A 20,332-nucleotide genomic window follows, 5' to 3' on the forward strand; every position below is an offset into this window, starting at 1 on the left:
TCAGCCATCCACGGATGGCACGCTGCCTTGAGTCGGGCCCATACCCTGCGACAAGGAAGCTTCCTCGTGAAACTCAAATTTCTCTCCCTGCTGTGCGCTGCCACGCTTTTGACTGGCTGCGGCAATGACGCGATCGAAGGCACCTTCCAGGTCCAGAGCAGTGTCATGGGTATGCAGATCAACGGCGGCCAGGCCGTACTCAAGTCCGACAGCATCGTCATTGACGGTGACAAGTTCGTGGTCGACGAGTGGGAACAGGCCGACGGCATGGTCACCGCCCGCGACAAAGACGGTCAGGCCATCATCCATGCCCGCGTGCTCGACGGCGGTAACCGCCTGCAAGTGGTCGGCGAGGGCAACCTGCTCAACGTCACCCTCGTTCGCGTCAAGTGATTGTGTTCATCCACGGAGAGAAACGCATGCGCAAACTTCTGTTGCCCGCCGCCATCGGCCTGATCCTCACCGGTTGTGGTGGCTATGACGCCAAGGACCTCAAGTCGTCCGACGGCGACCAGTTCCGGCCCGGCTCCCGCTACGCCGAGCGTGATGGCGGCAAGCCGGCCAACGGTTCGGTGACCCGTACCGAAAACGGTGTGAAGACCCTGGAATTCAGCGTCAAGGACGGTCGCGCCGATGGCAAGTGGGTAGCTCACGACGAGCAGGGCAACCTGACACAGGACCTGGAGCTGCGCGCCGGCGAATTCACCGGTTCGTCCACGGTGTACTGCACCAGCAAGGGCGACGAGAAGAAGCAATCCATGACCATCGTGGTGAAAAGCGGTGTGCGCACCGATACCACGTTCGACTGCGCCACTGGCTTCAGCCTGCGCGAGATCGCCAAGATCGACGAGCCGGGCACACCCAACCACCGCAAGACCGTTGGCGAGCAGAAGGCCTGGCAGATCGTCGAGGGCAAGCAGGTGCTGCGCGGCGTCGAGCGTTACGCCACCGACGGCAGCGGCAAGCTCGAGGGCATCAGCGAGGTGTATTTCCCTACGGGTGTCATCGGCGTGCGCAAGGCTTACAAGAACGGTGAGCTCAGCGGTCGCAGCGAGGAGTATTACCAGCTCGAAGACGGCACTTCGCGTCTTGCCGAGGTGAACAACTACGTGGCTGGCAAACGTGAGGGCGAGCAGCTTCGTTACTTCCGCGCGCCGTGGCCGGAAGGCACGGTCAAGGAACGTCAGGACATCGTCAACGACAGCGAAAAGACCCTGACCACCTTCACCTACGGCAAGGCCAACGTCTACGAGCGCAGCTTGAACGAGGGCGAGAACTACCAACTGGCCAAGATGCTCGAAGGCCGGCAACAGGGTTACGCCAACGAGGTGGCGGATCTGCAGGGCCTGGAATACCTGCTGACCAACAGCAAGGTCGATATCAACGCGCCACTTGATCAGTACGGCAACCGGCCGATTCACCGCGCCGCGGAAAACGCCTACGAGCTGATGATCAAGCTGGGTGCTGATGCTTCCAAGCAGGCGTTCAACGGCCAGAACCGCCTGATGCGCTGCATGACCAACGAACTCAACTGCTCCGCCGACCACGTGCTGCGTCTGGCCGCTGAACCGGCAGGCAAGCAGGTCGATCTGTACGGCAACACCCCGTTGCACCTGCTGTGCCGTTCGGCCAAGTTCATGGGCTTCCGCGAGGACACCCGTGCCGATGAGCGCCTGCAGAGTCTGATCGCCAATCAGGACGTCAACGCCAAGGACTACCAGGGCAAGACCGCGCTGCACTACTGCATGAAGAAGAACCCGCAGTTCATCGATGGACTGGTTGCTGCGGGCGCTGATCTCGATGCCGCCGACTACGCTGGTATCACCCCGATGCATGCGCTGTTCTTGGTCAACATTGACCTGGAGTCGATCGCAGGTAGCGCTTATCAGGTGAGCTGGAGTCAGGCGGCGGTAGAGAAGGCGGGTGGCTTGATGAGCCATTCCAAGTTCCGCTTCGACGCGCCATTCCCTGGTTTCCCGCAGGGTCTGAAGCAACTGATGATCGAAAACGGTGACGCGCAAGCCGCGATGACCGCCGACCGAGTCACGCCGAAGGCCTGAGCCGAACGCTGACAGAAAACCGGGGCCTGGCCTAATGTCAGTCAGTTAGCGTTTTATGCAGTCCATCGCGAGCAAGCTCGCTCCTACAGTGTAGGAGCGAGCTTGCTCGCGATGGGTGTCAACAGGCTTAACTGACTGGCATTAGGGCCTGGCCCCGGTTTTTTCGTTTAGGCAACCGCAGTATCGATCAGGTACAGGCTGTGGCCGGCGACATCCTTGGCGTGGTGCTTGGCCTGCGACGCGAGGTCGGCCAACTGGTCGGCATCGAGCTGTGCACAGGCTTCCGGGCGCAACTGCACGACACCGATGGACAGCGACAGCAGAGGAAATTCCTGACGCTGACCGAGGCGGTTGTGCGCAATGAAACAGCCGGCTTCCACATGCTCGGCGCGATAGAAACGCCGGCATTGCTTTTGAAAGTCCTCCAGCAGCACGTTCAGGCGCTGCTCCCAATCCAGTGAGCCGAGTACCAGCATGAAATCGTCGCCACCGATGTGTCCGACGAAATCCCGGGCCGGATCCACCCGGTCATTCAGGCACTGGGCCAGGCACAACAAGACTTCATCGCCACGGGCGTAGCCGTAGATATCGTTGAAGGGCTTGAAGCTGTCGATATCGACGTAGCAGATCGCCGCCTTGCGCTGCTGTTGCAGCAAGCGGGTCAGGCACTGCTTGATCGGCACGTTACCTGGCAGCAGGGTCAGCGGGTTGGCATAGCGAGCCTGCTGGATCTTCTGCTCGGTGATCAACTTGAGCACATCGATGACCCGGCCCAGACCAACGTAGCGGCCGAGGTGGGTGATGATGAAATCTTCCTCGATACGCTGGCGGGCGCGGCTGGTGAGCAGGCGGCTGACGGTCTGCAACGATTGGGTCAGTTCCACGGCGAGGAAGTCCTCGCTCATCAGCCGGCTGATCGGCTTGCGCGCGAACAGGTCGGTGGCGAAGGGCTTGAGCAGCGCATCGGAGAGCGAGTGGCGGTGGACGATGCCACAAGGCCGCTGCTGCTCATCGAGCACCGCCAGCGAGTTGAGGTTGGCCTGGCGGCGGAAAGCTTCCAGCACCTTCGGCGTGGCGGTGCTGCCGGTCACCGCCGGTTGCTCGATCAGCAGGGCGCCGAGGTCCGAGGGCTCGTCCACCAGCGCCGGTACGCTGCTTGTCACCGGGCCGGGGAGCAATTGCGCGGCATCCCGTGGCGGCTGCTCCTGCGGGCGGCTGATGAAATAGCCCTGGACCAGATCGACGCCCATCTCGGTCAGCACCGCCAGTTCTTCGGCCAGCTCGATGCCTTCGGCGATCACCTTGGCCCGCGAGGCCTTGGCAATCTGCAGGATGGAGCCGACGAACTCGCGCTTGACCGCGTCCAGGTGGATGCCGTCGATGAAGTGGCGGTCGATCTTCACGTAGTCCGGACGCAGCTCGGACCACAGGCGCAAGCTCGAATAACCAGCACCGAGGTCGTCCAGGGCAATGGAAAAGCCCATGTCGCGGTAGTGGTGCAGGGCGTTGAACAGCAGTTGGAAGTCGTCAGTGGGGGTTTGCTCGGTCAGTTCGATGACCACCTGGCTGGCGGGGATGCCGAGGTTCTGCAGCAGCTTGAGGGTCAGTCCGGACTGGTATTGCGGTTCTAGCAGCGATTCAGGCGAGACGTTGAGGAACAGCTTGCCGTCCAGTTTCTGCTGGCTGAAGCGGCGGCAGGCGCTTTCCCGGCAGGCGATTTCCAGCTCGGTCAGACGACCGGCGTGACGCGCCACGGCGAACAGGTTGATCGGCGAATGCAGCGGGCTGTTGGACGGTCCGCGGCTCAAGGCTTCGTAGCCGAGGATGCGCCGTTCGGAGAGGCAGACGATGGGCTGGAACAGGCTGTGCAAGCCGCTTTGAGTCAGGATGGAACTCAACGCGCTGAGCTGTTCGGTCATGGTCATGTCGGGACTACCTTGAAAAAAAGGGACTGAGCACCAGTGGTGCTCAGTCCCTTATTTCACGACAGTTTGATGACTGTTTAATGACGTAACGCTATGCGCTCATACTATTTTGCCATTATCGATTCAGCCATTTTTCAGTGCTTGGCGACTGCCGAATTCAGGCTCAGGTAGTCCAGCAGGATGCGCCCGGTTTCGCTCAGGTAGGCATCGTCTTCCGGCTTGGTATCGTCCGGCTCTGCTGGAATGGCGTCTTCGTCTTCCTTCTTCAGTTCTTTCAGTGGTTCCTCGCCCTTGGCCTTGCGACGAGCGTTTTCCAGGACCAGTTGCTTGTTTTCGATATCGGCGTGCTGCGCACGGCGCTCGACCTCGTTGAGGCTGACGGTCTTCTCGCTCATCAGTTTCTGGGTCAGGGCCAGACGATCGCGAATGTAGACGAACTCCGGGTCCTTGGCGCTGCGGTCGTCGTGGCGGTTCTTGAGTTGCGCAAGGAACGGTTTGAACGGATCGCTGGCTGGTTTGATCGCCGGACGGATGGTGTCCCACGGCATCGCTTCGGGCAGGGCGCTCTCGCCGATTTCCTTGGTGTCGATGATCGACGGGTAATCGATGTCAGGCAGTACGCCCTGGTGCTGGGTGCTCTGGCCGGACACCCGGTAGAACTTGGCCAGGGTCAGCTTCAGCTCGCCATGGTTGAGCGGCTGGATGGTCTGCACGGTGCCCTTGCCGAAGGTCTGGCCGCCGATGATCAGTGCGCGGTGGTAGTCCTGCATGGCGCCGGCGAAAATCTCCGAGGCCGAGGCCGAGAGGCGGTTGACCAGCAATGCCAGCGGGCCTTTGTAGAAGGCACCGCTGTTCTCGTCTTCGAGCACGTCCACACGGCCGTCGCTGTTGCGCACCAGCACGGTCGGGCCCTTGTCGATGAACAGGCTGGTCAGCTCGGTGGCTTCCTGCAGGGAACCGCCGCCGTTGTTGCGCAGGTCGATGACCACGCCGTCGACTTTTTCCTTCTGCAGCTCGGTGAGCAGTTTCTTCACGTCGCGGGTAGTGCTCTTGTACTCCGGATCGCCGGCACGGAAGGCCTTGAAGTCGAGGTAGAAGGCCGGGATCTCGATGATGCCGAGCTTGTAGTCGCGGCCATCCTGCTTGAGGTTGAGCACGGATTTTTTCGCCGCCTGCTCTTCCAGCTTGACCGCTTCGCGGGTGATCGAGACGATCTTGCTGGTCTGGTCGTTCGGCGCGTTGTTCGCCGGAATCACTTCCAGGCGGACCACAGAGCCTTTCGGGCCGCGGATCAGCTTGACCACTTCGTCCAGGCGCCAGCCGATCACGTCGACCATTTCCTTGTCGCCCTGGGCGACACCGATGATCTTGTCGGCGGGTGCGACCTGCTTGGTCTTGGCGGCAGGGCCGGCCGGTACCAGGCGCACGATCTTGACCTGGTCGTTGTCGCTCTGCAGCACCGCGCCGATACCTTCCAGCGACAGACTCATGTTGATGTCGAAGTTTTCCGCGTTGTCCGGCGACAGGTAGTTGGTGTGCGGGTCGTAGGACTGGGCGAAGGTATTGATGTAGGCCTGGAAGATGTCTTCCGAACGGGTCTGGTCAAGGCGCGACAGTTGGTTCTTGTAGCGCTTGGTCAGCAGTTCCTGGATGGCCTTGGGTTCCTTGCCGGCGATCTTCAGGCGCAGCACTTCGTCTTTCAGACGTTTGCGCCACAGGTCATCCAGCTCGGCGTCGGTCTTCATCCACGGGGCGTCCTTGCGGTCCACCAGCAGGGTTTCGCTGACCGTGAAGTCGATCTTGTCGATGCCTTTGTTCAGCTCGGCCAGAGTGAAGTCGAGACGCGACTTCACGCGGTCCAGGTAACGCTTGTAGATATCGAAGCCGGGTTCCAGGTTGCCGCTCTTGAGGAAATCGTCGAACTGGGCCTTCCACTTGTCGAACTCGGCGATATCACCCGCAGTGAAGTAGATGCGCGCCGGGTCCAGCAGCTTGATGTAGCTGTCGTAGATGATCACCGAGCGGGCGTCGTTGAGGGGCGGCTTGCTGTAGTGGTGGCGCTTGAGCAACTCGACCACGTTCAGGCTGGCGACCACCTGGTCGCGGTCCGGGTGCAGCGACTCCCAACTGTTGGCGGCCAGTGCATTGCCCGCGAGGGGCAGACTGCCAAGGCCGATCAGCAGGGCGAGGGCGGTGCTGGGAAGAAAGTGCTTCATGCTGATTCGACGCAGGGGCAATTGATAACGCATAGTGGGCCGTCTTTGAATTCGCCGGCTCCATGGAGCCGGTCGCATAATGCAAAAAGCCCGGGGCCACAGCACCCAGGCTCAGTCTTGACTCAACTATGGAGGCACTGTGAAGGCATTGCAAGGCGTTGAAGGACATGTGGAGTGGGTTGATACGACAAGTCCAACCTGCGATGTAGGTCAAGTACGAATTCGTGTTGCCGCTGCTGGTCTGAATCGCGCCGACCTGCTGCAGCGTGCCGGTCTCTACCCGCCGCCGCCCGGCGCCAGTGAATACCTTGGCCTGGAATGCTCCGGGGTGATTACCGAGGTGGGTGCTGGTTCGTCGTGGCAGGTCGGTGACCGGGTCTGCGCATTGCTGGCGGGCGGTGGCATGGCCGAGGAAGTGGTGGCTGATGCCCGTCACGTAATGGCCGTGCCGGACGGCCTGAGCCTGCACGAAGCGGCCGCGGTGCCGGAAGTGTACGCCACCGCCTGGCTCAATCTGTTCCAGCTTGGCGGCCTGAGGCCCGGTGAGAAGGTGTTGCTGCACGCCGGCGCCAGCGGCGTGGGCTCGGCGGCGATCCAGTTGTGCAAGGCCTTTGGCAGCCCGTGCTGGGTCAGTGTCGGTTCCGCCGAGCGCCTGGCGTATTGCGAAAGCCTGGGCGCCAGCGGTGGCGTGGTGCGGGGTGATGATCTGGAGGCGCTGAATGATTTCGCGCCGTTCGACGTGGTCCTCGATCCGGTGGGCGCCAGCTATGCGGCGCTGAACCTGAAGCTGCTGGGCCGCGACGGACGCTGGGTCATCATCGGCCTGATGGGCGGGCGCAAGGCCGACCTGGACCTCGCCCTGCTGCTGGGCAAGCGCATCCAGGTGACCGGCTCGACCCTGCGCAACCGCGATGATCAGTTCAAGGCGGACCTGCTCAGTGACCTGCAACAGCAGGTCTGGCCGTTGTTCGCCGAAGGCCGGCTGAAACCGCAACTGGTGCGCAGCTATCCGGTGAAGGATGCCGAAGCAGCCTTTGCGGAACTGGAGGGGAACCAGGTCTCCGGAAAGCTGGTGTTGGTGATTGATCCAGCGTTGGTGTGATTGTCAGGGCCTCATCGCCGCGATGAGGCCCTCATTGGCCGCGAATCAGCTCCAGGCCAGCACTGGCCAGCCATTCTTCTCTGCATGCTCGCGCAACACCGGGTCCGGGTTGACCACATGCGGATGATCCACCTTCAGTAACAGCGGCAAGTCATTGCGCGAGTCCGAGTAGAAACTCGCCCCTTCCAGGTTCTCTTCTTCCTGATCCAGCCATTCCAGCAGCCGGGTGATCTTGCCTTCGCGGTAGGTCAGCACGCCGCTGGTCTTGCCGCTGTACACGCCGTTGACCACCTCCAGTTCGATCGCGAGAAATTCGTCGATGCCCAGCCGCGCCGCGATCGGCCCGACCAGATGCGTGCCAGAGGCAGAGATCACCAGGATCCGGTCGCCCTTGCGCCGGTGCTCGGCGATGCAGCGGCAGGCATCGCTGAAGATGATCGGTTCGATGAAGTCCTCGACCCAGGGTTCCACCAGGTGCTCGACTTCCTCGGGCGTGCGACCAGCCACGGGCTCCAGGCTGAACGCCATGTAGTCTTCCATGGCCAGGTGGCCCTTGCCGTAGGCTTCCATCAACTCATGGTCGCGGCGCAGGAAAGACGGGCCGTCGACCCAGCCCAGGCGGACCATCTGCTCGCTCCACAGCGAGGCGCAGTCGCCGTGGATCAGGGTTTCGTCGAGATCGAAGATCGCTAAAGCCATTCAAGAAAACTCCCGTGCATCCCCTACGCGACTTCGCGCAGGGCAGTTGGATCGATCGACAAGGATACCCGTTGTCCGTCCGGATAGAGATCTGCGGATGAGCGGTTCAGCACGTCCACCAGCAACTCGACGCCGCGGGCTTCGACGCGGTAACGAATGATATTGCCCAGCAGGCTGTGGCTGCGGACCTGGCCCTCCAGCTCGCCGTCGAGGCTGATCGCGATGGCTTCCGGGCGGATCGCCAGGCGAGCAGTCACCGGGCGTTGCAGCAGACGGCTGGCACTGTCGGCGTCGAGCAGGTTGTAGTTGCCGATGAAGCCGGCGGCAAAGGCGTCCACCGGCGCGGTGTAGAGCGTTTCGGCGTCGCCGCTCTGGACGATCTTGCCCTGGTTCATCAGGAAGATGCGGTCGGACAGGGTCAGCGCTTCTTCCTGATCGTGGGTGACGAACACCGTGGTCAGCCCCAGCTCGCGCTGGATCTGGCGGATCTGTTCGCGCAGGTGTTTACGGATACGCGCGTCGAGGGCCGACAGCGGTTCATCAAGCAGCAGCAGGCGTGGCCGGGTCACCAGCGAGCGGGCCAGGGCCACGCGCTGGCACTGGCCGCCGGAAAGCTGGTGCGGGTAGCGCCCGGCGAAGTCTTGCAACTCCACCATGCGCAGCGCTTCGTTGACCCGGGTCTGGCTGTCCTCGTCCTTGACCTTCTGCATGCGCAGGCCGAAGGCGACGTTCTGCGCCACGGTCATGTTGGGGAACAGCGCGTAGCTCTGGAACACCATGCCGATCCCGCGTTTCTGCGGGCTCTGTGGCACCAGATCGTTGCCGTCGAGGAGGATCTTGCCGCTGTCCACCGGGGTCAGCCCGGCGATGCAGCGCAGCAGGGTGGATTTGCCGCAGCCGGACGGGCCGAGCAGGGTGATGAACTCGCCGCGCTGGATCTCGAAGTTGATGTCCTTGAACACCGGGCTGCCGGCGTAGGTTTTTTCCAGGTTCTGGATGCTGACGAAGCTCATATCAGGTCTTGTCCTTGTTCAGGCGGTTGGCTGCCCAGGTCAGCACCAGTACGAAGAGGAAGTAGGAAATCACCAGGGCACTGTTGAAGTGGCCACTGCTGTTACGCATGTTGTTGAGGTAGACCTGCAGGGTCTCGTAGCGGGTGCCGACCAGCAGGTTGGCGAAGACGAACTCGCCGAACAGGAACGAGAACGACAGCAGCAGTGCCACCATCAGGCCCTTGCGCAGGTTCGGCAGCACCACCAGGAACGCCGCCTGCCAGGTGCTGGCACCGAGCAGTTGGGCGGCGTCCATCAGGTCGCGCAGGTTGATCGCCTGGAGGTTGTTGGTGATCGCCCGGTACATGAACGGCAGGGCCACGGTGAAGTAGCAGCCGATCAGAATCCACGGCGTGCCGACCATGGCCATCGGCCCCGAGCCGTAGAGTTGCAGCAGCCCCACCGAGGACACCACCGGCGGCACGGCGAAGGGCAGCAGGATGAGGATGTTCATCAGTGCGTCGAGTCGCGGGAAGTGGTAGTGCACCACGAACAGCAGCGGCAGGATCAGCAGCACCGACAGCAGCAGCGCGCCGACGCAGACCAGCAGCGACTGGGCGAAGGCGGTGAGGAAGCGCGGGTCGCTCCACAGCGCCACATACCATTTGAAGGTCAGGCCGCTGGGCAGCAGGCTCGCCGACCAACTGGTGGACAGCGAATACAGCAGCGTGCCGGCCAGCGGCAACAGCAGGATCAGGAACAGCACCCAGACCACGAGTCGGTGGTAGAGGCGGCTGGCCCCCGGTTCAGCGCGCAACATGGTAGCTCCTCTTCAGCAGCCATTGATGGACCAGGGTCACCAGGCTCATCAGCCCGACGAGGATGATCGCGAGGGCACTGGCCAGGTTCGGGTCGAGGGAAATATCACCGGCCACCAGCGCGGCGATGCGGATCGGCAGCACGTTGAAGTTGCCGGTGGTCAGCGCGTACACCGTGGCGTAGGCGCCGAGGGCGTTGGCCAGGAGGATGACGAAGGTGCCCAGCAGCGCCGGGGTCAGCACCGGCAGGCCGATATGCCGCCAGTACTGCCAGGCGTTGGCGCCGAGCAACGCGGCAGATTCGCGCCAGTCTTCGCGCAGGGCATCGAAGGCCGGGTAGAGCAGCAGCACGCCGAGCGGAATCTGGAAGTAGGTATAGAGGATGATCAGCCCGGTCTTGGAATAGAGGTTGAAGTCCTCGATCAGCCCGGCCTGCTTGAGCGCCAGGGTCAGGGCGCCGTTGAAGCCGAGGAGGATGATGAAGGCGAAAGCCAGCGGCACCCCGGAGAAGTTGCTGGTCATGTTGGCGAAGGCGTTGACGAAATCGCGCAGGCGCGAGTCGACTCGCTGCAGCGAATAGGCGCCGAGCACCGCGATCACGATTCCGAACAGGCTCGACCAGAAGCTGATTTCCAGGCTGTGCTGGATCGCCTGGCGGTAGAACTTCGAGGCGAAGATCTTGCTGAAATTGTCCAGGCCCCAGCCACTTTCGGCTTGCAGGCTGTGGATCGCTACCCAGGCCAGCGGGGCGATCTGGAAAATGATGAAGAACACTGCGAAGGGCAGCAGGCACAGCAGCGCTAGCCACTTGCCGCGGGTCAGCGGATTCACGAAAGCAACTCCCGGCAGAACGGTTTGTCGTGGGCCACACCGAGCAACTCGCAGATCGTGCCGCACAGCTCGGTTTGCAGGGGCTTGGCGTTGGGGTCGAGGCTGAAGCCGTCGCCGAACACGAACAGCGGCACGTCACGTTCTTCCGGCAGCAGGCCGTTGTGCGAGCGGTCGTTGTTCATGCCGTGATCGGCGGTGACCAGCACCTGATAGCCCTCGGCGAGCCAGGTGCCGAGGTAATCGGCCAGGAGAACATCGGCGCTGCGTGCGCTGTTGCGGTACTGGCTGCTGTCGAGGCCATGGCGGTGGCCGGCGTCGTCGATGTTCATCGGGTGCACCAGGAGAAAGCCGGGTTGATGCTTGCGCCGCAGGTACTCGGCGTCGGCGAACAGGTGCGAGTCCGGGTAGTGGTCGGCGTAATAGAACAGGCCGTGCTGGATCGGCATCTTGGGCGCGTTCGTATGGCGATCGCGCACCGGGTCGAACGGCGTGCGGTTGTACAGTTCGCTGACCCAGTGATACGCCGCCGCTGCGGTCCCCACGCCGGCATCGCGGGCGTAGTGGAAGATGCTGCGTTCGCGGGACAGGCGGGACACCTGGTTGTGCACGATGCCGCTGTCGATCGGTGGTACACCGGTGAGAATGCATTCGTAGAGCGGGCGGGACAGCGCCGGAAGCTCGCATTCAAGACGGTACAGCGCGGCGCGGTCAGCTTCGACGTAGGCGTGCAGGTGGCCCATGGCATGGTGCGCGACCTGGTGATTGAGACCGTCGAGCAGGACCAGGATGACGTTGTGGTTCATTGGAAGCTCCGAAAGCGGCGGTGCGGTCAATCGCGAGCAAGCTCGCTCCTACACGAACGACGCGATCGTCTGTAGGAGCGAGCTTGCTCGCGATTGGGCCTCACTCCATCTCGATGATGACCTGCTCCTGCCACTTCTGCGGCAGGGCCTTCGAGGTGGCTTCCCACGCCGCGGCATCCTTGATCGGCTGCGCGGCCTGGTATTGCTCGTTCGGCAGCAGCTTGGCCTGAACCTCAGCCGGCAGCTTCAGGTGGTCGGCGCGTATCGGCCGGGCGTGACCGATGGCCAGGTTGGTCTGGCCGGCATCGCTGAAGATGTACTCGCGGGTCAACTTGGCCGCGTTCGGGTGCTTGGCGTATTTGTTGATGATGGTGGTGTAGCCGGAAATCACCGAGCCATCGGACGGGATCAGCACTTCGAAGCGCTTCGGATCGATCTGCTCGCGGTAGCTCAGGCCGTTGAAGTCCCAGACCACGCCCACTTCGATCTCACCCTTTTCCAGCGTCTGGATGGTCGGGTTGGCCAGCGACAGGCGCTTCTGCTGGGCCAGCTTGGTGAACAGTTGCAGGCCCGGCTCGATGTTCTTCTCGTCGCCCTTGTAGGCGATGGCTGCGGCCAGTACGCCGTTGGCGGCCTGGGCGGCGGTGCCGACGTCACCGATGGCGACCTTGTACTTGCCCTTTTCCAGGTCATGCCAGGTCTTCGGGATGTCTTCTTCCTTCACCAGTTGTTTGTTGACGATGAAGGCGATAGTGCCGGTATAGGCCAGCGCCCAGTGGCCGTCCTGATCCTTGGCCCAGTCGGGCACTTGGTCCCAGGTGCTTGGCTTGTACGGCTGGGTCACGCCCTTGGTCACCGCGATCGGTCCGAAGGCAGCGCCGACGTCACCGATATCGGCGCTGGCGTTGTCTTTCTCGGCATCGAACTTGGCCACTTCCTGGGCCGAACTCATATCGGTGTCCATGTGCTTGAGACCGTACTTGCTGGCCAGGTCGGCCCAGGTCCCTTTCCAGTTGGCCCAGGCGTCGGGCATGCCGACGCTGTTCACGGTGCCTTCCTTGCGGGCAGCGTCTTCGAGGGCTTTGAGATCGGTGTCGGCGGCGACGGCCGAGTGGGACAGGGCAATGCTCGCGCCTAACAGAGAGGCCAGGAAAAGCTGTTTCATCCGAAGCTCCTTAATGGGGTGCCTTGCAAAACGTGTAAAGGGGTAAGACGTCGTTGCGGTTCGGTTGGTCTAGGTCAGCAATACCTGAGCCAAGGTAGGGAGGTTGCGTGACAGTTTGATGTCGAGGCGCTAATCCGAGGCTTGCCAACTGACCTTGGGCTTACAGCGTAGACCAGATGAAAAACCCCGCCCGACAAGGCTTTGGCCGGACACGAAGGCAAGCGCCCGGTGACCTTGTCATCTACTGTTCATTTGTTTTGCCTAGGCTTGAGAGGTTGTCCGGCATTGCGTCGCTGCTCCGTCATGGGGCTGTGCACAGGCTGGACTAGTCCAGAAAGGAACCCGTTGATGCACGCACTGCCGCCACGCGCAGTAACAGCGATCTGCCATGCCCTGCAGGAGCAGATCGAACACGGCTTGCTCGCTTCGGGCTGCAAGCTGCCGGCCGAACGCAAGCTCAGTGAAGTATTCGACACCACCCGCATCACTTTGCGTGAGGCACTGGTGCAGTTGGAGGCGCAGGGCCTGATTTACCGTGAAGAGCGGCGCGGTTGGTTTGTCGCGCCGCAGCGGCTGACCTACGACCTGATCGAGCGTAGTCACTTCCACGCCATGGTCCGCGACCAGGGCCGCACCCCGGCGACCGAACTGCTGTCGGCGCGCTTGCTGCCGGCCGCGGCGGCAATCTGTGCGCGGCTGCAGCGTCCGCCGTTGTCGAGCGTGATCCAGATCTGCCGCCTGCGTCGCATCGACGGGCGGGCAGTGCTGTATGCCGAGCACTACCTGAACCCGGATTACTTTCCGGGAATTCTTGAGCACGACCTCGGCCAGTCACTGACCGAAATCTACGCCCAGCACTACGACATCCATTACGGGCGGGTGCGTTTCGAGATATTGCCGACTGCCTTGCCCGCGGCGGCGGCTTCGGCGCTGAAGGTGACGCCGGGCAGTGCCGGCCTGCACATTACCCGAGTCAACAGCGACCAGGCGGGGCGCTTGATCGACTGTGACCTGGAGTACTGGCGGCACGATGCGATCCGCATTCGTGCCGACGCCGGCTAAGCGTTTTCAGTGCCGGTGGCAGGCGTGCTGCCCGGTGTGGTGAGGACCTGCACCGACAGGCGCGGGGTTGCCAGGTCAAGTCCGGCTTCGTCGAGGCGGCGCTTGAGTGCCAGGTTGAAGGCCCGGGAGACTTCCCACTGCTTGATCGGCGCGGTCTTGAACCGCGCCCGCAGAATCGCCGAGCCGGATTCGAAGCTTTCCACACCCTGCAACTCCAGCGGCGACCAGATATTGCGGCGTTGCAGTGGGTCGTTGCGCATCTTCTGCCCGACATCGCGGATCAGGGTAATGGCCTGGTCGATGTTCATGCTGTGGGGAATGGCGATGCGGAAGATCGCGTAGCCGAACTCACGGGAGTAGTTCTTGATGCTCTTGATCTCGCTGAACGGGATGGTGTGAACGATACCGTCGATGTCACGCAGGCGCACGGTGCGGATGGTCAGGCCTTCGACCGTGCCGAGGTGGCCGCCGACATCGACGTAGTCGTCGATGGCCAGGGAGTCTTCGATGATGATGAACAGCCCGGTGATCAGGTCGGCCACCAGCGACTGTGCGCCGAAGCCGATCGCCAGGCCGATGACACCGGCACCGGCGAGCAGCGGCGTGACGTTCATGCCCATGTTCGCCAGGGCGACGATCAGCGCAATGATGAAGATCGCCACGAACAGCACGTTGCGGATCAGCGGCATCATGGTCTGCGCGCGGGCATTGGCCAGGCCCTTGCGCGAGCGGGTGAGGGCGTGGTGCACGGCGGTGTCGGCGAGGATCCACACCAGCCACGCGGCAATCAGGGTGCCGGCGAGTCCGATCAGGCGCATGGCGACCTCATGGCCTTCGCCCTCGGCGAAGGCGATCAGCGAAAAGCCCCAGACCCGCAGGCCGAGTTCGATGAACAGCAGCCAGATGATCATGTGCACCAGGGTGTAGCCGAAACTGCGCAGGCGCTCGGTGTACACCGCCTGGCGCCGGTTGGCGCGACGCGGCTTGAGCGCGTGGCGGCGAACCAGGCCATTGATCACCATGCACAGGATGACCAGCACGGTGCACATCAGCGACTGGCGCAACGCCGTACTGGTATCCCCGGCGGAAACGAAGGTGGCGAACAGGGAAATCCCCACCAGCACCAGCGCTGGCAGGAACCAGAAGCTGCCGAGGATTTCGATGGTGTCACTCAGTGCCTTGCGTTTGAGGCGCTGGGCCAGCGGCTGGTTGCGGATCAGGTGGGCAATGGGGCGACGGAAGCGCAGGATGAACAGCGCCGTCGACAAGGCTGCCAGCACATTGGCCAGGGTCGCCAGCGCGTGAGCCAGGTGGCCGCCGAGGGCGAGGGAAAGACGCGGATCGTTCATCGCCTCGCCAAAGGCGGCGAAGCTGCCGATCAGCCACAACGGGCGGAATGCCTGGTGCCGGAGGATGTGCAGGGCGCGGTGGCGATGAGGGCCGTCCAGCAGGGAGAAGGCGATCACGCAGATGGCCGAGAAGCAGGTACCCACCACCAGCGCATAGGCCAGCACCATGGCCAGGGATTTGCCCAGCGACGAGGGCAGGGCGAAGCTCAGGTAGACCGTGATCACCAGCGCGACCAGCCAGGGGCCGAGTTTGCGCAGGGCGAAGCGCACCAGGTCCCAGGTGCGTGGGTGCTGTGGCAGTTCTTCGGTCAGGCCGAAGCGCAGGCGCACCTGGTGACCGACCCAGTTCAGCGCGTAGGCCAGCAGACTCCACAGGGCGATGATGGCGATGAAGCCGAAGAACATCGCCGGCCATTGCTGCACCGGGACTTGCAACGCGACCAGCTCGATCTGCGCCAGCTCCATTTCCGCGGCCCAGCGCTTGAACGGGCTGGCCTCGCCGCTGAACTGCTTTTCCAGCTCGGCGAAAGTGCTGCCGATCAATCCCAGCACGCCCTGTTCCGGCTCGGGCTGGGCTTTGCGGGTGCTGTCGCGAAGCTTCTTCAGATCGTTGAGCAGGCGGCTGCGTTGCTGGTCGTTTTCCAGGGTGGTGATGACTTCATCGAGGGACTTGCCCAGCGGTTCGCTGGCTTCCGGCTGCGCTGTACTGCCACCGCCGAGCAGGCTGGGCAGGCCGGCGGCGTGCACCGGGCCGAGGGCGCCGAACAACAACAGGAAAAGGGCGAGACAACGCAGGAAGGCAGGCACCGGACGATCAACCTCAAACACGTGATCGGCGCAGTGTAGAGCATTTGTCAGGCGAGTTTCTCGAGGATCTTCCAGACCATGATGCCGAGTATCGAAAGCATGCCCAGCCACATCATCAGCACCCCGTAATTGCTTTCACGCTTGCTGAAGCCGATGGTCAGCAGGATCAGGCCGGCGAGCACCGGGAGGAACATCGAGTGAAACGCGGACATGCGCAAGATCCTTCTTCTTCCTGGGAAATGTCTGGCTTGAGCATAGGCGCAAATAGCTGGGAGGGGGTTGACCGGTGTCACAGTCCGCGCAAACGGGTCGTCCACGCGGGTCGGAAACTGCGGGGCAGAGCGCCCCGCGTCGATTTCAGGGCAGCTCGCGGCTGCGGTAGAAGGCGGTCAGCACCTTGACCAGATGCGCCAGGTCCTGGCTGCCGCACAGCTCGCGGATCGAGTGCATGGCGAAGGTCGGCAGGCCGATATCGACGGTGCGCACGCCAAGGCTGCTGGCGATGATCGGGCCGATGGTCGAGCCACAGCCCATGTCACTACGGACCACGAAGCTCTGTACCGGGACTTCCTCGGCCATGCACAGGTGGCGGAAGAAGCCGGCGGTTTCGCTGTTGGTGGCGTAGCGCTGGTTGTTGTTGACCTTGATCACCGGGCCGGCGTTGAGTTTCGGGCCGTGGTTGCCGTCGTGCTTGTCGGCGTAGTTGGGGTGCACGCCGTGGGCGTTGTCGGCCGAGACCAGCAGCGAGCGCTGGATGCTGCGCACGAACTCGTCGCCATCCGGCAGCAGGCGGCGCAGGGTCTGCTCCAGCATCGGGCCGTCGGCACCGCAGGCCGAGCACGAACCGACTTCTTCGTGGTCGGTGCAGACCAGCACGCAGGTTTCGTCGCTGTCGGCATTGAGCAGCGCTTGCAGCCCGGCGTAGCAGGACAGCAGGTTGTCCAGCCGCGCGCCGGCGATGAACTCGCCGTGCAGGCCGATCAATGCAGCGTCCTGGGTGTCGTAAAAGCTCAGTTCGTAATCCAGCACCACGTCGGCGTTGAGGCCGTGTTCGCGAGCCAGTTGCTCGGTGAGCAGGGCGCGGAAGTCGACGCGTTCGTCACCGGCGACTTGCGCCAGGATCGGCGGCAGTTCCAGTTGCGGATTGATCGCCCAGCCTTCGTTGGCGGTGCGGTTGAGGTGGATCGCCAGGTTGGGGATCACGGCAATCGGCAGCTTGAAGTCCACCAGTTGGCTTTCCACCTTGCCGTCGCGGCGGAAGGTCACGCGGCCGGCCAGCGACAGGTCGCGGTCAAACCAGGGCGCGAGCAGGGCGCCGCCGTAGACTTCCACGCCCAGTTGCCAGAAACCGTGGCGTTGCAGCTCCGGCTGTGGCTTGACCCGCAGGCACGGGCTGTCGGTGTGGGCGCCGACCAGGCGGATGCCTTCGAGCAGCGGCGAATGGCGGCCGAGCTTGAAGGCGATGATCGAAGAATCGTTGCGGGTCAGGTAGTAGCGACCGCCGGGCACCGTGGCCCAACTGTCGCGCTCGTCCAGGCGCTGGTAGCCGGCGGCGTCGAGACGCTGGGCCAGGCTGGCGGTGGCATGGAAGGGCGTGGGGGAGGCTTTGAGGAAATCAATCAGGCCTTGGTTCAGGGCGTCGCGCATAAGTCACTCCAGACAGCAATGGGCGCGAGTTTAACGCAGATGGTCGAGGGCTGACGCGGGTTTTTGTGGGGGTGAAGGGCTGTGTCGCAGGTAGGCTGGGGCTTCGCGAGCAAGCTCGCTCCTACGAGGGGTTATGGCCTGTAGGAGCGAGCTTGCTCGCGATGGCCTTCAAAGTAGGCCCGCATTGTCAGAACGGCGCAGGGCACTCGAACTTCAGGCGCTCACCCGTCACCGGATGGGTGAAGCTCAGCATGCTGGCGTGCAGGCACAGCCGTTCATGGGCGGCCAGGGCTTCAGGGTTGGCGTACAGGCGGTCACCCAGCAGCGGATGCCCGATCGACAGCATGTGCACGCGCAGTTGATGCGAGCGACCGGTGATCGGCGTCAGTTCTACCCGACAGTGATCGCCGCAGCGCTCGACGATGCGCCAGAAGGTCAGGGCATGTTTGCCCTGCTCGTGATCGACCACGTGGCGCGGCTTGGTCGGCGGATCGTAGCGCAGCGGCAGGTCGATGCTGCCGCTGTCACGCTCCGGCTGGCCCCAGCACAGTGCGGTGTAGGCCTTCTCGGTCTCGCGATCGTGGAACTGTCGCGACAGCTCACGGTGGCTGTCGGCGTCGCGGGCGAGAAGGATGATCCCCGAGGTTTCCCAGTCCAGACGGTGGACGATCAGGGCGTCGGGATAGCCGTTTTCCTGCAGGCGGGTGATCAGGCAGTCCTTGTTGTCGTCGGCCCGGCCGGGCACCGAGAGCAACAGGGTCGGTTTGTTGATCACCAGGATGGCGTCATCCTCGTGCAGGATGTGAACGTTGGACAGCGGCATTGCGTGTTCTCTGCAAACGCCAACGGCGACGGTCGAACCCGGGCTTGCGCAGCCCGGGCCCGGCCGTCGCCGTGGCAGGTTACCCGCAGACGCTATCAGCGCTCGGGCAGGGTGATGTTCAGTTCCAGGATCGAGCAGCTGCCCTGGTTCTCCAGAGCGACCTGCACATCATCGTTGCCGATGTTGACGTACTTGCGGATCACTTCGACCAGTTCCTTTTGCAGGGCTGGCAGGTAGTCCGGGGTACTGCGCTGACCGCGCTCGTGCGCCACGATGATCTGTAGACGCTCTTTCGCAACCGACGCGGAGCTCTGCTTTTTGTTGGCACGAAAGAAGTCAAAAAGGTTCATGGTTCAGTTGCCTCCAAACAGGCGCTCGAAGAATCCCTTCTTCTGTACATCGAGGAACCGGTGTTCCACGGTTTTGCCCAACAGGCGGTCGACAGTGTCGCTGTACGCCTGGCCGGCATCGCTCTGGTCGTCGAGGATGACCGGGACGCCTTGGTTGGAGGCCTTGAGCACGGCCTGGGATTCGGGAATGACACCGAGCAGGGCGACCGAGAGGATCTCCTTGACGTCTTCGACGCCAAGCATCTCGCCCTTGCTGACGCGCTCGGGGTGGTAACGGGTGATCAGCAGGTGTTCCTTGATCGGGTCTTCGTTGCGCTCGGCGCGGCGCGATTTGCTGGCCAAGAGGCCCAGCATGCGGTCCGAGTCACGTACCGAGGACACTTCAGGGTTGGTCACGACGATGGCTTCATCGGCGAAGTACATCGCCAGGTGTGCGCCCTTCTCGATGCCGGCCGGGGAGTCGCAGACCACGTATTCGAAGTTTTCCTTCAGTTCCATCAGGACCTTTTCGACGCCTTCGACGGTCAGCGCGTCCTTGTCACGGGTCTGGCTGGCGGCCAGCACGTACAGGTTTTCCAGGCGCTTGTCCTTGATCAGGGCTTGCTGCAGGTTGGCTTCGCCGTTGACCACGTTGACGAAGTCGTACACCACGCGGCGTTCGCAGCCCATGATCAGGTCGAGGTTACGCAGGCCGACGTCGAAGTCGACGATCACTGTCTTGTGGCCGCGCAGCGCGAGACCGGTACCGATGGCGGCACTGGTGGTGGTTTTGCCCACACCACCCTTGCCGGAAGTAACCACGAGAATCTTGGCCAAGGTGTATCACCCCTAAAAATGATGAAAAAGGACGATCGGTCCCAAAATACAAAAAACGGCAACATCTGACTAAGTTGCGCGGAAAATGGCGGCAGTATCCGTTAAAGGCGGGTGATGTTCAACACGTCACCGGACAGGCTGACCTGCACGCCGGCCCCCCACAGAGGGTCACGGCGCAGGTCTTCGGAGACCTTGTATTGCCCGGCGATGGAGACCAGTTCGGCGGTCATCTGCTGGCAGAAAATCCGCGCCTTGGTATTGCCCTTGATACCTGCCAGCGCACGCCCCCGCATTGGCCCGTACACATGGATGTTGCCATCGGCGAGAAGTTCCGCGCCGGGGCTGACTGCCGATATCACTACCAGATCGCCACCTTGAGCATAGATCTGTTGGCCGCCGCGTACAGGCGAGGTGATGATCTTGGTCGGGCGGACGGTCGGTTCGGGCGGTGGAGGCGGCGCCGGAGCCGGTTCGGGCTTCTTCACCACCTCGACTTCCGGCTCCACCGGCCGCTCGCGGGCGCCGGACGGCGGCAGCACCGGCAGATCGATGGCGATGGCGGCGGCGATGTCCTCGATACGGCTGGCGCGGATCGCCAGCGTGCGCAGCCCGTGCTGACGGCAGACCCGCATCAGCCCTGGCAGGTCCACCGCGCCTTCGCCCGGCGGCAGCTTGTCCAGCGCCAGCACCAGCGGGGTGTTGCTGAAGAAATTCGGCGCCTGGGCCACCTTGGCCGCCAGTTGCCGGTCGAGTCCTTCGAGGTTGTTCCGGGCAAGCTCCAGCACAGTGATGGCGAGCATGCTGCCCTTGAGCTGGAACACGGGGGCTTGGTCGGGCGTCGGGGTCTGGCTCATGTCTGCGTCGAGG

At 63.0% G+C, this 20,332-nt stretch carries 19 protein-coding genes; 4 read left to right on the forward strand and 15 right to left on the reverse strand.

The features are described from left to right. The first annotated feature begins 66 nt into the window (after nucleotides 1-66). Together DM374_RS06875 and DM374_RS06880 are read left to right on the forward strand one after the other, a co-directional pair. Nucleotides 67-393 (forward strand): hypothetical protein, encoded by a 327-nt coding sequence (locus DM374_RS06875; RefSeq protein WP_110969198.1) that lies wholly within the window; start codon nucleotides 67-69, stop codon nucleotides 391-393. Between the two features lie 26 nt (nucleotides 394-419). Then, nucleotides 420-2,060 (forward strand): hypothetical protein, encoded by a 1,641-nt coding sequence (locus DM374_RS06880; protein ID WP_110969199.1) that lies wholly within the window; start codon nucleotides 420-422, stop codon nucleotides 2,058-2,060. Nucleotides 2,061-2,227: 167 nt separating this feature from the next. Here DM374_RS06880 and DM374_RS06885 read toward each other — a convergent pair whose 3' ends face one another. Further along, nucleotides 2,228-3,985 carry a bifunctional diguanylate cyclase/phosphodiesterase gene (locus DM374_RS06885; RefSeq protein ID WP_110969200.1) on the reverse strand — a complete coding sequence of 586 codons (1,758 nt, stop codon included), beginning with the start codon at nucleotides 3,983-3,985 and terminating at the stop codon, nucleotides 2,228-2,230. 134 nt (nucleotides 3,986-4,119) lie between these two features. After that, the gene (locus DM374_RS06890; RefSeq protein WP_177431523.1) at nucleotides 4,120-6,201 is read right to left on the reverse strand and encodes a carboxy terminal-processing peptidase; all 2,082 of its coding nucleotides are present in this window, start codon (nucleotides 6,199-6,201) and stop codon (nucleotides 4,120-4,122) included. A 139-nt stretch (nucleotides 6,202-6,340) separates the two neighbouring features. Here DM374_RS06890 and DM374_RS06895 point away from each other — a divergent pair, with 139 nt between their 5' ends. Continuing rightward, the gene (locus tag DM374_RS06895; RefSeq protein WP_110969202.1) at nucleotides 6,341-7,303 is read left to right on the forward strand and encodes an NAD(P)H-quinone oxidoreductase; all 963 of its coding nucleotides are present in this window, start codon (nucleotides 6,341-6,343) and stop codon (nucleotides 7,301-7,303) included. A gap of 45 nt (nucleotides 7,304-7,348) precedes the next feature. Here DM374_RS06895 and DM374_RS06900 read toward each other — a convergent pair whose 3' ends face one another. The 6 genes from DM374_RS06900 to DM374_RS06925 all read right to left on the reverse strand — a co-directional run bounded on the left by DM374_RS06900 (nucleotide 7,349) and on the right by DM374_RS06925 (nucleotide 12,611). After that, nucleotides 7,349-8,002: an HAD family hydrolase gene (locus DM374_RS06900; protein WP_110969203.1), complete on the reverse strand. Its 654-nt coding sequence runs from the start codon at nucleotides 8,000-8,002 to the stop codon at nucleotides 7,349-7,351. Nucleotides 8,003-8,025: 23 nt separating this feature from the next. After that, nucleotides 8,026-9,015: an ABC transporter ATP-binding protein gene (locus DM374_RS06905; protein WP_110969204.1), complete on the reverse strand. Its 990-nt coding sequence runs from the start codon at nucleotides 9,013-9,015 to the stop codon at nucleotides 8,026-8,028. Between the two features lies 1 nt (nucleotide 9,016). Next, complete coding sequence (locus DM374_RS06910; RefSeq protein ID WP_095155452.1) at nucleotides 9,017-9,814, reverse strand: ABC transporter permease; 798 nt, start codon at nucleotides 9,812-9,814, stop codon at nucleotides 9,017-9,019. Continuing rightward, nucleotides 9,801-10,643: an ABC transporter permease gene (locus DM374_RS06915; RefSeq protein WP_095155453.1), complete on the reverse strand. Its 843-nt coding sequence runs from the start codon at nucleotides 10,641-10,643 to the stop codon at nucleotides 9,801-9,803. Before DM374_RS06915 ends, DM374_RS06910 begins: the two co-directional genes overlap by 14 nt. After that, nucleotides 10,640-11,446, reverse strand: a complete 807-nt coding sequence (locus tag DM374_RS06920) for an alkaline phosphatase family protein (protein ID WP_110969205.1) — start codon at nucleotides 11,444-11,446, stop codon at nucleotides 10,640-10,642. The genes DM374_RS06915 and DM374_RS06920 overlap by 4 nt, the downstream gene beginning before the upstream one ends. 100 nt (nucleotides 11,447-11,546) lie before the next feature. Next, a complete protein-coding gene (locus tag DM374_RS06925; RefSeq protein WP_095155455.1) occupies nucleotides 11,547-12,611 on the reverse strand; it encodes an ABC transporter substrate-binding protein in 1,065 nt (354 codons plus the stop codon). Between the two features lie 348 nt (nucleotides 12,612-12,959). Here DM374_RS06925 and DM374_RS06930 point away from each other — a divergent pair, with 348 nt between their 5' ends. Further along, nucleotides 12,960-13,673 (forward strand): UTRA domain-containing protein, encoded by a 714-nt coding sequence (locus tag DM374_RS06930; RefSeq protein WP_095155456.1) that lies wholly within the window; start codon nucleotides 12,960-12,962, stop codon nucleotides 13,671-13,673. Here DM374_RS06930 and DM374_RS06935 read toward each other — a convergent pair. From DM374_RS06935 to minC, 7 genes are all read right to left on the reverse strand, one after another. After that, nucleotides 13,670-15,829 carry a mechanosensitive ion channel family protein gene (locus DM374_RS06935; protein ID WP_110969364.1) on the reverse strand — a complete coding sequence of 720 codons (2,160 nt, stop codon included), beginning with the start codon at nucleotides 15,827-15,829 and terminating at the stop codon, nucleotides 13,670-13,672. The genes DM374_RS06930 and DM374_RS06935 overlap by 4 nt on opposite strands. Before the next feature lie 47 nt (nucleotides 15,830-15,876). After that, nucleotides 15,877-16,041, reverse strand: coding sequence for a hypothetical protein (locus tag DM374_RS33435; RefSeq protein WP_177431524.1), 165 nt, complete (start codon nucleotides 16,039-16,041; stop codon nucleotides 15,877-15,879). 145 nt (nucleotides 16,042-16,186) lie between these two features. After that, nucleotides 16,187-17,476, reverse strand: coding sequence for a M18 family aminopeptidase (locus DM374_RS06940; protein WP_110969206.1), 1,290 nt, complete (start codon nucleotides 17,474-17,476; stop codon nucleotides 16,187-16,189). Nucleotides 17,477-17,663: 187 nt separating this feature from the next. Beyond that, the gene (locus DM374_RS06945) at nucleotides 17,664-18,299 is read right to left on the reverse strand and encodes an RluA family pseudouridine synthase (protein WP_110969207.1); all 636 of its coding nucleotides are present in this window, start codon (nucleotides 18,297-18,299) and stop codon (nucleotides 17,664-17,666) included. A 95-nt stretch (nucleotides 18,300-18,394) separates the two neighbouring features. Continuing rightward, complete coding sequence (gene minE, locus DM374_RS06950; RefSeq protein WP_095155459.1) at nucleotides 18,395-18,649, reverse strand: cell division topological specificity factor MinE; 255 nt, start codon at nucleotides 18,647-18,649, stop codon at nucleotides 18,395-18,397. 3 nt (nucleotides 18,650-18,652) lie between these two features. Next, nucleotides 18,653-19,465 carry a septum site-determining protein MinD gene (gene minD / locus DM374_RS06955; RefSeq protein ID WP_095155460.1) on the reverse strand — a complete coding sequence of 271 codons (813 nt, stop codon included), beginning with the start codon at nucleotides 19,463-19,465 and terminating at the stop codon, nucleotides 18,653-18,655. A 101-nt stretch (nucleotides 19,466-19,566) separates the two neighbouring features. After that, a complete protein-coding gene (gene minC, locus DM374_RS06960; protein ID WP_095155461.1) occupies nucleotides 19,567-20,319 on the reverse strand; it encodes a septum site-determining protein MinC in 753 nt (250 codons plus the stop codon). Nucleotides 20,320-20,332: the final 13 nt, after the last annotated feature.

It is taken from the genome of Pseudomonas huaxiensis, from assembly GCF_003231275.1.
GTDB classification, from domain to species: Bacteria; Pseudomonadota; Gammaproteobacteria; order Pseudomonadales; family Pseudomonadaceae; genus Aquipseudomonas; species Aquipseudomonas huaxiensis.

Coding starts and splice junctions, on each gene's coding strand:
- DM374_RS06880 (WP_110969199.1), top strand. CDS start 420: ATGCGCAAACTTCTGTTGCCCGCCGCCATCGGCCTGATCCTCACCGGT.
- DM374_RS06885 (WP_110969200.1), bottom strand. CDS start 3,985: ATGACCATGACCGAACAGCTCAGCGCGTTGAGTTCCATCCTGACTCAA.
- DM374_RS06890 (WP_177431523.1), bottom strand. CDS start 6,201: ATGAAGCACTTTCTTCCCAGCACCGCCCTCGCCCTGCTGATCGGCCTT.
- DM374_RS06900 (WP_110969203.1), bottom strand. CDS start 8,002: ATGGCTTTAGCGATCTTCGATCTCGACGAAACCCTGATCCACGGCGAC.
- DM374_RS06905 (WP_110969204.1), bottom strand. CDS start 9,015: ATGAGCTTCGTCAGCATCCAGAACCTGGAAAAAACCTACGCCGGCAGC.
- DM374_RS06910 (WP_095155452.1), bottom strand. CDS start 9,814: ATGTTGCGCGCTGAACCGGGGGCCAGCCGCCTCTACCACCGACTCGTG.
- DM374_RS06920 (WP_110969205.1), bottom strand. CDS start 11,446: ATGAACCACAACGTCATCCTGGTCCTGCTCGACGGTCTCAATCACCAG.
- DM374_RS06925 (WP_095155455.1), bottom strand. CDS start 12,611: ATGAAACAGCTTTTCCTGGCCTCTCTGTTAGGCGCGAGCATTGCCCTG.
- DM374_RS06930 (WP_095155456.1), top strand. CDS start 12,960: ATGCACGCACTGCCGCCACGCGCAGTAACAGCGATCTGCCATGCCCTG.
- DM374_RS33435 (WP_177431524.1), bottom strand. CDS start 16,041: ATGTCCGCGTTTCACTCGATGTTCCTCCCGGTGCTCGCCGGCCTGATC.
- DM374_RS06940 (WP_110969206.1), bottom strand. CDS start 17,476: ATGCGCGACGCCCTGAACCAAGGCCTGATTGATTTCCTCAAAGCCTCC.
- DM374_RS06945 (WP_110969207.1), bottom strand. CDS start 18,299: ATGCCGCTGTCCAACGTTCACATCCTGCACGAGGATGACGCCATCCTG.
- minE (WP_095155459.1), bottom strand. CDS start 18,649: ATGAACCTTTTTGACTTCTTTCGTGCCAACAAAAAGCAGAGCTCCGCG.
- minC (WP_095155461.1), bottom strand. CDS start 20,319: ATGAGCCAGACCCCGACGCCCGACCAAGCCCCCGTGTTCCAGCTCAAG.